This is a genomic window from Candidatus Micrarchaeia archaeon, assembly GCA_041650355.1.
Taxonomy (GTDB): Archaea; Micrarchaeota; Micrarchaeia; order Anstonellales; family Bilamarchaeaceae; genus JAHJBR01.
Map to the genome: position 1 here is coordinate 1 of JBAZLI010000026.1, position 10,719 is coordinate 10,719.

The following is a 10,719-nucleotide window of genomic DNA, read 5'->3' on the forward strand; positions in this document are numbered from 1 at the left end:
TTCTCGAAACTTGAAATTCATGCTGATATGTTGAAACATACCGAAACTGCGGGGTGCAAATGCGGAGCCGCAGTACCCCCCTATTACTCTTATTTCCCTATCCGTTTTTATACGTTAGTATGTACTATTTCATGCGATAGCTTATGCTCCCGTTGCTCCTCGCGCAAATCCTCCTGGAGATTGTAGCTCCTCCGGCAGTGCCCCTCGACCCGCTGATACAGCCATTCAACCAGGCGTTCCCGCTCATGGCGATGGCGCTTTTCATGAGCGTGTGCATAACCGCCCTCATGTACATGGTCGGCAACGCGCTCCAGTCCCCGGACCTGATAGCCCTGGGCAAGGACAACCTGGGGAACCTGCTCTTCAGCGCCCTGGTGGTGCTCCTCTTCATGGCGCTTTTCGGCGTATTCTCGGAACTGGCCGGCGCGCTGGCGTGCGGCCAGCCGTGCAACCACGTCCAGGCCGCGTATTTCAGCGTGCTCGTTCTCAGGTTCAAGCTCCTCTCGCTTTACAGCGTCCTGTACTCCTACGAGCTTCTCTTCGGCTTCGCCTCCTCGCTGGGATTCTCGTTCCCGCTGAGCGCGATAAGCCCGACCACCCTGCTGGGGGCGCTCATATCCATCCCGTCCATCTCCTTCTCCCCTCTCTCGGGCCTCGCGCCGCTCTCCAGCGCCCACACGATAATAGTGGAGGCAGTGGGGACCGCGCTCATGATGGTCATGGCCCGGCAGGTGATGCTGGAATTCATAGGCCGCTACCTCTTCATCTTCTTCGTGCTCGGCGCGGCCCTCCGCTCATTCGTTTTCACCCGGAAAACCGGTTCGAGCCTGCTCGCGCTCGCGGCGGTCGCGTATTTCGTTTACCCGCTCGCGGTGCTTCTCACGAACTACCTCATCTTCAGCGCCTACCAGCCGGCTGATTTCGGCATCGCCCCCACTGCGATAGGCTACTGCTCCGACCCCGGCACCGCTGAGGACGTCGCAGCCAGCCTCAGGGCCGAACAATCCGGCCTGTACAACCAGAACATAGAGAAGGAGAGCGTGGACTGGTTCGATTTAGGCGGCGTGCTGTCGAGCGCAGCCAAGTTCGTGGGGGGCGCAATCCTCAAGGTTATGAACGTAATCCTCACGTTCAACGTGGGCTTCTTCCTCGCAGTGATAACATCGCCGCTCATGTTCTCCTCGTTCTACGACTTCATACTCCTGGAGGTCCAGACCGAGGGGCAGTTCCTCGCAGTGGTGTTCATAAGTTTCTTCATCGAGGTGGTGGTCACGATAACGATGTACCGCGGCATATCCCAGTTCATGGAAGGAGAAACCGAAATATTCGGAGTGAGCAAGCTGATATGAATGGTTGAATTCCTGTTTCCCACCCTGGTTCCGGTCATCGCGATGCTCAGCGTCATGCTCATCGCCGTAACCTACATGGGCGGGAAGGTGTTCCGCATCCCCTCGTGGGAAGCCTATTTCAACGTGGAGATGACCAACCTGGTAATGGCAATGATGATGATAGGGCTGATGTACGGCGGATTCATGGCCACCACGCAGATATCCAAGTGGTTCCTCGACGGCCAGGACCCCATAACCGCCTCCACTTCCTTCCTGAACTCGGTGATAAACCAGGGCGTGCTCCCGATGTACAAGGACCTCCTCGCGATAGAGGCGATGACCTCGCTCAGCAACTCATTCATGATACGCGTGGGCCCGAGCGTGTGGTCCTCGGTTTCCAAGGTGGAGCCCGGCGCGGACGCGATTCTCTCCATGTGCCGTCTCCTTTCATTCGGCCTTCTCGCGGTTTACGGAAGCCTCAGCGCCCAATACATGGCCCTGAGCCTGATGGACCCGCTGATGTCGCTCCTGCTTTCCCTGGGCGTGCTCCTTTACATTTTTCCCACGACGCGCGACGCCGGCGCCTTCCTGATAGCCGCGGCGTTCGCCGCCGGCGTGGTGTTCCCGTTCATATACGCCCTCAATTTCATGGCGCTCGAGAAAATCTACGGTTCCCCTTATGTAGCCTACATCCCGGACTTCCACGGGCTCAACATGCGCGGCCTGCCCGGGCTCATACTGAAACTCGGGGCCTCCTTCGGGAGCATATTCAACTTCGAGTTCTTCGTGCCGTTCATAAACGCCATGGCCCACCTCACGCTCGTGGCCTTGTTCCTGCCTTCCATAGCTATGACGCTCAGTGCCGCGATGATAACCTCGCTGGCCAAATTCCTCACGGGTAAGTGAATATGAAAAAGATGATACTCGCGCTCCTGCTGGCCGTTGCGGCCCTTCACGCCAACGGGCCCGAGCCCAAAAGCTTCGAGCAGCTCCTCCTGGAGAACGGGGGCATCGCAGTAGCATTGCTCACTATAAGCGTGTTCCTGGCCGGCCTGGTCTACATGGTCGGCAACTTCATAGCCAACGAGAAAGTGAAGATGTGGGCCAAGACAGAAGTGGTGGAGATTTTCTACTCCGGCGTGATTCTCGCAATAATCGTGGGGATAGTCGCGAGCGGCACCGGCGTCGCGGAAGCCCTCACCAAAGAGTTCGACCCTTACACTTCGGGCATGGTGTGCGGAAAAGACGCGCCTCCCGCATTCAACACATTCACGCTCAAGGAGGGCAAGCCCCTGGACCCGGCCTACCAGCTGGTCCCGTGCCACATCCGCGTGGCCAAGAACTTCCTCGCGACCATATTTTTCGAAACCGCCCACTTCGTAAAGGCGGTGGGCATAACCCACTCCTGGTACACATACCTCTCCTCTTTCTCCGTGGACTTCACCCCTGTAGGCACCACCACGTTCTTCTCGGGCGCAGGATACAGCCACTCCATACTCGGCTTCCTGAACGCCAAGAACAACGCGCTCCAGTTCCTTTTCGAGAACGGGATAAAGATACTGATACTCACCCGGTTCCAGGAAATACTGCTCAACTTCATCGCAGTCGCGCTTTTCCCTCTGCTTCTCATCGCAGGCCTGGTGCTCAGGACATTCATGCTGACCAGGAAGCTCGGCGGCCTCCTGATGGCGATGGCCCTTTCCCTGTATTTCATTTACCCGATTTTCTACATCATCGGGGACATGGTTCTCACATCAGTAATCCTGGACCAGAACTACGCCCAGGACCTTCCTCTTGAAGAGCGGCCTGCGCTCGCAGTGATATTCACTGACTTCGAAGGCCTGCCGCCCAAGCTCAACGACCTCGCCCCCGGCGGGTCCGCCTCGCCCCAGGAAACCGCAGATGTGGCGGTGGACGGCGCCGCGGTTTCCCAGACTGCGCAGGCCCAGATGAGCGCGCTTTTCGGCAAGCAGAGTACCTGCGCCGAAACCAAATTGGATGTCGAAAGCATGCAGGATGAAGTGACGGAAACCAGCATCGTGGACGTAATCACGGACATGTGGGGCCTCGGCTCAAGTTCCCAGGAAACCACCTTGGGCAAGTTCCTTGGGGATGCATATTCTGCCGGCGGAAGCTGGAACCCGGCGAGCTTCGATTCCATAATCGTGGGCATAGACGTGCTCGCGAAAGCGCTTTTCTTCTCCGCGTTCTTCTCGTTCATTTCCATATTCGTGACCATCTCGAGCATAAAGACGCTTTCCCCGATGCTGGGCGGGGACGTGGAAATAGCCGGGCTTACCCATCTCATATGAGTGATGCTGATGCACAAAACGAAACTCGCGCTTCCGCTCCTGCTCCTCCTGCTGGCCCAGCCGGTGTGCGCGCAGTTCACTGACCCGTTCACCGAGCCCACCTCCCAGGAATACCAGGATTACGTGATGCATGATCCAAGCCAGCTTGCGCGCATCTTCACCGAGTCATCCACGCTCATAAAAGAGAGCATGAACCAGTGCACCGGACCGCCCAACGCGGAATACGCCGCCGTAGAGCTCATGAAGTCCACGTTCTTCGCGTTGTTCATAATGGCGATGGCGATAGCCCTGATGTACATGGCCGGGAATTTCTTCCAGCTCCCGAAAGTGATAGGCTTCGCAAGGCAGGAAATCAACGAGCTCATAATCACCTGCCTCGTCGCGGTGGTGTTCCTCGCATTCCTCGCGCCCCTTAATTACTCGAGCAACCTCCTCGGGTTCGACGTGTTCCAGAAAGCCACCGACTACAGCTACAAGATGCTCGACAAGGTCAGCACCTACTCCTCGCTCCTGATAACCGCCAACATAGCCGTCAACTCCATCTACACACTATACGTGCCGCTCGGCCCGATACGGAGGGCGATGACGATGCAGCTCGGCCCGGCCCTCAGGCCCCTGATAGACGCGGTTTCTTTCGGGCTCCAGTTCCTCATAACCACATACGGCGAGTGGGCTGTTTTCATCTTCATGTTCTGCTTCATTCAGAAGTGGTTCCTGGTGTTCTTCTTCCCTGCCGGCCTGTTCCTGCGCACGTTCCCGCAGACGCGCGGGGGCGGGAACACGCTCATCGGCCTTGCGGTGGCGCTCTCAACAGTTTACCCTTTCATGTTCTACCTGGACGGCCTTATATTCGATGCGCAGTTCCCGGCCGGCGCGTCCACCCTCTCAGCCAGCTACTTCCTAGACATAATACGGCTCATAGCGACCCAGGTTATTTCCGGCACCTCCGCGAGCATCCTGTTCGGCGCGCTCTCCATGCTGTACATATCCCCGTGGATGGTCGGGGCCGTGATGATGGCTGTTGTTATGTATTTCGACGTGATGATAGACGTCCTCCACCTCATAGTGATATTCAGCCTCCTGCTGCCAGTGATGAACATATTCGTGACCCTCACGTTCGCGCGTGAAATCGCGAAGCATCTCGGAAGTGAAATAAACCTCAGCGCGTTCGCAAAACTCATATGAGTGATGAAAATGGCCTATTATTTCCTGCACGAATTCCAGCCTGCCATGAACCAGTTCGTGTGCTCGGGCGTCACGTTCGACCCCTACACCGGCCTGGCCTTCCCGGGCTGGTTCGGGGCGTGCATGGCCGCGCTTCTCGCATCCGGGGCCATAATAGCGTTCATGTACCTCCTCGCGGCCATTTTCCAGAACCAGCCCATGCTCGCAGGTTTCAAGCTCGAAGTGTATGAGTTGGTGGTCACCGTGGCCATTTTCGTCGTGCTCATGATGCTGCTCGGAGGAATGTGCAACATCAACGCGGGCATGGTCTTTCCAGGGGACGAATGGGCGGACAAGAACATATACTACTCGGCAACCAACCACTTATTTTCATTTGCCGAGTACACCCTGCAGACCATGTGGTGGCAGTACAAGGCCTACACGTTCATAGACTATCTCACGAGCACCGAGATATCCGCGGTGCCCATGGGCGTGGGCGCTAACATGCGGCCTCTCGCAGGACTCGGAGGCGCGGTCAAGCCCGTGCTCAACAACGCATTCACTGTCGAAACGATAGCCGTGGTTACCGCGGAGGCCCAGGCCTACGTGCTGGACTTCGGCACGTTCGCATTACTCTCCTACTTCCTCCCGTTCGGGCTCATGCTCAGGTGCTTCGTGTGGACCCGCCCCCTCGGGGGAACCATAATCGCGCTCACGTGCGTCTTCCTGTTCATATACCCGCTCCTGGTAATCCCGTGCTACAGCATAGCCCAGACCCAGCTAAAAGGGCACCTTGATTTCATATACAACAACCCGAACTTCAATCCCGCAATAACGCCCTTCTCCGCCCTATTCTCCTACGCCCTCAAGTGGTTCTGGAGCCCGGACCTGCTCATGCTCTACGCCCTGCTCTCCATGCCCTCCATAGCAGTGATATTCATAGGCGGCGTGTTCATGCCCCTGTTCATAACCCTGGTGGCTATAACCACGGCCCGCTACCTCTCGAAATCGATGGGCGAGGAGATAGACATAACTAACCTTACGAGGATGATATGACATGGGCTGGGAAACACTCGCGCTGACCGCCGCGTTCATCGCCGTCATGATATCCGCGCTGCTCATAATGATCTCCAGGTTCCTGGACTTCAAAATCCTAGAACAGTCAGCGAAATCCGAGCTGCTGTTCGCCGCAAGCTCCGTCCTCGTGGTCATTTTCCTCATCGTGCTCGTGCGCTACGGCACCGCGGTCGGAAAAGGGGTCGCGTTCGAGATGTACAAGTACACCTACGAAAAAACCGGCTATCTCCATTACAAGACCTTAGACGCTTCAGGCAACGAAGTGGACCAGCCACTGGATGCATCGGTTTTCGCCAACCCGGACCTCACGCTCATTGAAATTTCCATCCTCTACATGAAATCCGTGATGTACTGCGCCGAGTCCATGGGGCGCATGGTCTTTCTCGTGAGCATGCCCACCCACTGGCTCAGCTCCATATCTCAGGACGTGTTCATGGCATATCCCATGTCCGGATGGGCCTGGGGCGGAGTGGCCCAGAGCACGGACAACATCCTTAACACCCTCTACTTCACCGAGCTGATATACCGCTTCCAGATTTACGTGCTCCGCTTCATGGATGTTTTCGCGCTCGAATTCATGCTCCCGATAGGGATTCTGATGCGCTCGTTCCCGCCCACGAGGGGCGCGGGCGCATTCGTAATCTCCTTCGCCATAGCGATTTACCTGGTCTATCCGTTCTCTTTTCTCGCAGCCGCGTTCTCCACCACTTACCCCGCGCTCTGCCTCACCCCGGACATACCGGCTCCTGATTTGAGCACCACCATGGACCGGGGCTCCCTCTGGTCCATGATGATGTGGTACAACGCGTTCGAGCACAATATAATCGAGCTTGTTACGAACTCCGGGAATTTCATAAACTCGCTCCTCACCAACCTGTGCTTCCTGCCCATGCTCGCGCTCACCCTCACCCTCACTTTCGCGCAGATGTCGAACGGCCTTTTCGGCGCCAACGTGCCTGAAATCGGGCGCGGCCTGTTAAAATTAATCTAGTTTATAAAATTATCAGCCCAAATGCAATCATGCGCAAGTTCGTGATAGACACGAGCATATTCGTGAACCCCCAGGTCCGCAAAGCTTTCGGCTCGGACCCCAAAAAAGCCGTAGCCGGTTTCCTGAAACTGGCGTCCAGGAAACGCGACGCCGAATTCTACATGCCTTCGAGCATATTCGGCGAGCTCCGCAATTTCGTCCAGGGCGACGTGGAAAAGCTCGAAGTGCTCGTGAAGCGCCGCTCGCCCAACATGTACGCAATCTACCTTCCGGCCGCGGTTTTCTACGATTTCGTGGAGGACGTGCGCGAGCGCGTGAACAAAGGGCTGCGACTCGCGGAGGATTTCGCGCGCGACAACAAGGCCAACAACGCGGAGAAGGTGCGGATTCTCCGCGAGAGGTACAAGGAAGCCATGCGCGCAGGAATCCTGGACAGCAAGGAGGACTTCGAGCTCGTGCTCCTCGCGAAGGAGCTTGACGCGGCCCTCGTTACCGCGGACGAAGGCGTGCTGGATTTCGCGAACAAAATAGGATGTGAGATACTCCACGCATCCAAGCTGAAATCAGCACTGTCAAAAAAGTAAAAAAAGCCATGCGCCCTAATCTCTAATCGGTCATCCCCTTCCCCCCGACAAACTCCCTCAGTTTCTTCGAGGTCCGCACGTAAATCTTCCTGAACCTTATCACGGTGCGTCCGCCCTCCTCGCGCTTGAAGACCAGCTCGAGCCTCACTTCCTTCCCCATGTGCGATTTTAGCTCATCCCACACTGCCGGATTTTTCACCCTTATCTCGAACTCATCGTATATCTCCCCTTCCTTCTCGAGCATGTTGAGCGCCCTGGAAAAATTCTCATATACAGCCCTGCCCAGCTCCTTCCCGTACGCCCCGCGGTCCAGCCCGTGCTCCTTCACGAACATCGCGGACCTGAGCAGCCGCTGGTTGAAATACCCTATGGGCATGTCGAACAGCTGCTTCACCGTATTCCCTATGTCCTCTATGTCCGCGTTCGGGTTGACGTACTTCACGGCCTGCACCCGGTCCTCGGACTTGAACACTATCCCTTCCTTCCGCGCCTTGTTCACGTTGAGCGCGAGTTCCCTCAATTTCTTCAAATCCGTTTTCCTGCTGAATTTCCCGAGCCGCGGAACCCCCTCCAGCCCATGCTCCTTCAGGAGCCCGTACTTCTCCTCCTGGCTGATGAAAGCCCCGTCCTCCAAATCATATACGTCAAAAACGTAATACTTCACGTCGAAATCCTCCGCTGGCCTGGTGTACGGGGTATTTCCAATCATCTCCCCGCACAGCATCACCCTGCGGCGGAATATCTTCCTTGGGACCAGTTCGCGCAATTTCTCAGTAGAGAAAGCGTCCACGATTCCGCCCCTGCTCAGCGCATAGACAGCCCCGCAGGTCCATATCCCCCTCACGTTGAACCCGTCGATTTTCTCCTCCGCAAAAACCACGCCCCCCTCGATGTGCGGAAAACCCGGGAAAAAGCCGTCATCGGTCACTACGCTCCCGCGCTCTATGTCCTTGAACGGCCCGCGGAACCTCACGTACTCCAGGCCCCCGAATTTCCTCCTCTCCGCAGCCCCCTTCTCAATTGCTTTTTTGACAATCCCGGAATCAACCATAGCACGCGCCCAAACATACAGACATTTAGGTCCATCTTTTAAAGGATTTTGATATATAGTAACCTTATGAGGAAGAAAGAACGCCCGGGAAAAAAATTCGCGAAAACCCTCGCGATTGCAGTCATTCTCATATCCCTGCTCTCCATCATCACATTCTCCGTCCAGTACATCTATTCGAACAACCTGGACATACAGGTGCGCAAGTCCTACGGCCTTTACCAGAACGGCGTGTTCCGCGACACCGCGGACGTGGAAGTTCCGTCGCAGTTCGCGGTGCGCAAAACCGAAATCCGGGTAACCAACACCGCGGATTCCGCGAGGCGCGCGGTCCTCTCCATGTCCCACCGCGGCTCAGTAACTTCAGCCGAGCCTTCGCCCAAGAAGTTCGGCTCCCTGCTTTCCTGGACGCTCCAGATAGGACCGCGCGAAACCGCCACAGTGTACGTTTTCGGCCCTGACCTGGAAACCGAAACCCCGGCGCTCACGTTCGTGGACTACGGCGCAGAGCAGAGCGTATCCAACAAGAAGCTCTTCATCCCCGCGTCCAGTTCCGAGTCCGTGGTTTCCGATTCCACCTCGTTTTCTTACGTGCGCGAGGGCGCGTCAGCGGGGCTCATAGATTCCCTGGTCGCTGACCAGAACAAGCTGGACCTCTTCTCAAAATCCGCGATAGTGATATTCGCGGGCCTGGTGGTGCTCACGCTCGTGGGCGGCCTGGGCTCAGTCCTTTCCTCTGAAGAAAAGCCGAAATCCGCGCAGAAAACCAGAATCCTCATAGCCCCCAGGCAGGAGGATTATTTCTCGGACAGACTCTAAAGGAAAATTCAGCGGCTGTTTCCTCATTCTCCGTTTGACTAGATTTTATCCGTTAGCCACTGCTCAAGCGCAGCCTCGCCCATCGCACCCACGAAGCTCGCGGCAGCCTTCCCTCCCTTGAATAGAATCGTAGTGGGGATGCTCATCACCGCGTAGCCGGTCGCGATTTCCTGCGCATTGTCAACGTTCAATTTGACGAATTTGATTTTCCCATCCATCTTCGCAGCGGTTTTCTCGAACGCAGGCGCGTACATCTTGCACGGCGGGCACCACTCTGCGTAGAAATCAACGAGCACAGGAAGCTGGCTTTCCAGAACCTCCTTCTTGAAATTCGAATTGTCAACAACAAGCATCAAACCACCCGTAATTGAAGGGTCGCAGGTGGTTTATAATACTAACTCGTTTCCGCCTCCCCGGATTTAATTTCGTCCACTGAACTCTCCAGCTTGCCGTTTTGTTTGAATACGATGAGCGCATTTGCGAGCTTGCACGTGTTCATGCCCAGGAAATCCGAGTGCGCTATCATTCCGAGCAGTTCCCTCGCATCCTTGCTTCCGTTCTTTGCCAGCGCCGCCTTGAATCCAGCAAGCACAGCTTCTTTCTCCAAATCCACTTCCTTCCGCTCAATCATCGTGTACAGCCGGTTGCGGGCCCACATTCTTGCGTCCCCATGCTCCGAGGAAAGGCCCCTGATTAAAATTTCAACAGCTTTTGTGCGCTGCCCCCCTCCGGCATCGCACATTCCCTTGAGAGCCATGAATGCATTCTTCCTGGTTTCAGCGTCTTTCGCATTCAACAGCTCTTCTATCTCCGGATGCATGTGCGAAAGATTCTTTCCCTGTGCAGACATGTGGCACAGCACTGCTGAAAGGTTCAGGTTCCACTTTTCCCCCATCTCCTTCCCTATGCGCATTGCCTTCATCCGCACCTCTTTCGCAGGGTCTCCCCCGCCCGTATCCTGCGCAAGCGCTTCCAATACATTCCTCTCCACATGCCTGAATCTTCCCTCGGCAACTGCGCACGCCATGACCGCGAGCGCGGCCATCTTCCCATCTTTCCCGCTCCCAGCAAGATTCCTGCACAGGAAGCGCGTGAAATGCTTGAGCCTGCAACTTTCATCCTTGACTATTTCCTGATGGAGAAACGAGAGCATCCGAACCCGCTGCCCGGCGTCCCGCTCCAGCAGCAGCCCCGCAATCTCGGCAGCCGAAGCCTTGGCGTCCTTCAGCATTGCGCCCCGCACACCAGCAGCAGCGCCAGCACGCACATACGCATCATTGCTCCAGAGCGCAGGCATCAATACCCTGGCGGAACTCACGCCCACACCATGCGCGGCCGCTTTTTCCATGTAGTTTGCAGCCCATATTTTTACCCTCCTGTTGCTGCATGCGAGCAG

General features: G+C 56.4%; 11 protein-coding genes. 8 read left to right on the forward strand and 3 right to left on the reverse strand.

The window, feature by feature from the left end; all coding sequences use genetic code 11:
* Positions 1-143 precede the first annotated feature (143 nt).
* Genes WC488_02670 through WC488_02700 form a run of 7 tightly spaced genes read left to right on the forward strand, consistent with a single transcriptional unit; the run spans position 144 to position 7,456 of the window.
* Positions 144-1,349 carry a hypothetical protein gene (locus tag WC488_02670; protein ID MFA5077305.1) on the forward strand — a complete coding sequence of 402 codons (1,206 nt, stop codon included), beginning with the start codon at positions 144-146 and terminating at the stop codon, positions 1,347-1,349.
* Positions 1,350-2,234, forward strand: a complete 885-nt coding sequence (locus WC488_02675; GenBank protein MFA5077306.1) for a hypothetical protein — start codon at positions 1,350-1,352, stop codon at positions 2,232-2,234.
* A gap of 2 nt (positions 2,235-2,236) precedes the next feature.
* Positions 2,237-3,640: a hypothetical protein gene (locus tag WC488_02680; GenBank protein MFA5077307.1), complete on the forward strand. Its 1,404-nt coding sequence runs from the start codon at positions 2,237-2,239 to the stop codon at positions 3,638-3,640.
* Between the two features lie 9 nt (positions 3,641-3,649).
* Positions 3,650-4,825, forward strand: coding sequence for a hypothetical protein (locus WC488_02685; GenBank protein MFA5077308.1), 1,176 nt, complete (start codon positions 3,650-3,652; stop codon positions 4,823-4,825).
* 9 nt (positions 4,826-4,834) lie between these two features.
* A complete protein-coding gene (locus WC488_02690) occupies positions 4,835-5,860 on the forward strand; it encodes a hypothetical protein (GenBank protein ID MFA5077309.1) in 1,026 nt (341 codons plus the stop codon).
* Position 5,861: 1 nt separating this feature from the next.
* Complete coding sequence (locus WC488_02695) at positions 5,862-6,872, forward strand: hypothetical protein (protein MFA5077310.1); 1,011 nt, start codon at positions 5,862-5,864, stop codon at positions 6,870-6,872.
* A 29-nt stretch (positions 6,873-6,901) separates the two neighbouring features.
* Entirely contained in the window at positions 6,902-7,456 is a 555-nt protein-coding gene (locus WC488_02700) for an RNA ligase partner protein (protein MFA5077311.1), read from the forward strand.
* 22 nt (positions 7,457-7,478) lie between these two features.
* Here the strand turns inward: WC488_02700 and WC488_02705 are convergent, their stop codons facing one another.
* The gene (locus WC488_02705; GenBank protein ID MFA5077312.1) at positions 7,479-8,507 is read right to left on the reverse strand and encodes an RNA ligase; all 1,029 of its coding nucleotides are present in this window, start codon (positions 8,505-8,507) and stop codon (positions 7,479-7,481) included.
* A gap of 66 nt (positions 8,508-8,573) precedes the next feature.
* Between WC488_02705 and WC488_02710 the strand changes: the two genes are divergently transcribed.
* Positions 8,574-9,323 (forward strand): hypothetical protein, encoded by a 750-nt coding sequence (locus WC488_02710; protein MFA5077313.1) that lies wholly within the window; start codon positions 8,574-8,576, stop codon positions 9,321-9,323.
* A gap of 38 nt (positions 9,324-9,361) precedes the next feature.
* On the opposite strand, the gene trxA is transcribed toward WC488_02710, so the two are convergent.
* Together trxA and WC488_02720 are read right to left on the reverse strand one after the other, a co-directional pair.
* A complete protein-coding gene (trxA, locus tag WC488_02715) occupies positions 9,362-9,676 on the reverse strand; it encodes a thioredoxin (protein MFA5077314.1) in 315 nt (104 codons plus the stop codon).
* A 41-nt stretch (positions 9,677-9,717) separates the two neighbouring features.
* The coding region (locus tag WC488_02720) for a hypothetical protein (protein ID MFA5077315.1) at positions 9,718-10,719 on the reverse strand (1,002 nt) is incomplete at its 5' end.

Bases quoted from the DNA above. Each gene is read 5' to 3' on its own strand.
- WC488_02670 (MFA5077305.1), top strand. From the start codon at position 144: ATGCTCCCGTTGCTCCTCGCGCAAATCCTCCTGGAGATTGTAGCTCCT.
- WC488_02675 (MFA5077306.1), top strand. From the start codon at position 1,350: ATGGTTGAATTCCTGTTTCCCACCCTGGTTCCGGTCATCGCGATGCTC.
- WC488_02680 (MFA5077307.1), top strand. From the start codon at position 2,237: ATGAAAAAGATGATACTCGCGCTCCTGCTGGCCGTTGCGGCCCTTCAC.
- WC488_02685 (MFA5077308.1), top strand. From the start codon at position 3,650: ATGCACAAAACGAAACTCGCGCTTCCGCTCCTGCTCCTCCTGCTGGCC.
- WC488_02690 (MFA5077309.1), top strand. From the start codon at position 4,835: ATGGCCTATTATTTCCTGCACGAATTCCAGCCTGCCATGAACCAGTTC.
- WC488_02695 (MFA5077310.1), top strand. From the start codon at position 5,862: ATGGGCTGGGAAACACTCGCGCTGACCGCCGCGTTCATCGCCGTCATG.
- WC488_02700 (MFA5077311.1), top strand. From the start codon at position 6,902: ATGCGCAAGTTCGTGATAGACACGAGCATATTCGTGAACCCCCAGGTC.
- WC488_02705 (MFA5077312.1), bottom strand. From the start codon at position 8,507: ATGGTTGATTCCGGGATTGTCAAAAAAGCAATTGAGAAGGGGGCTGCG.
- WC488_02710 (MFA5077313.1), top strand. From the start codon at position 8,574: ATGAGGAAGAAAGAACGCCCGGGAAAAAAATTCGCGAAAACCCTCGCG.
- trxA (MFA5077314.1), bottom strand. From the start codon at position 9,676: ATGCTTGTTGTTGACAATTCGAATTTCAAGAAGGAGGTTCTGGAAAGC.